Genomic DNA, 255 nt, shown 5'->3' with positions numbered 1-255 from the left:
TACGCTTCACCTCGCCACCGCGCCCAACCCACAGGGTGAAACCCAGGAATTTACGCCCGAACACCGAGGCTACCGCTGTCTTGCCTTCATTCACCTGTAGATGCAGCTTCGCATACAGGCGTCGAAGACCCGCCAGCACGCGTTCCCCAGCCTTCCGGCTCTTCACGTAGACGTTGCAGTCGTCGGCATAGCGTGCGAAGCAGTGGCCTCGCCGTTCCAACTCCCGGTCCACTTCGTCCAGCAGGATGTTCGCCA

General features: G+C 61.2%; 1 protein-coding gene. It reads right to left on the bottom strand.

Going from position 1 to position 255, the window contains the following annotated elements:
- Positions 1 to 255 (bottom strand): reverse transcriptase domain-containing protein (locus tag ACUHMQ_RS21660; RefSeq protein WP_445297429.1); only part of this gene is annotated, 255 nt, incomplete at both ends.

It is taken from the genome of Chitinimonas violaceus (assembly GCF_052601015.1).
This window is presented reverse-complemented; position numbering and strand designations above follow the sequence as displayed.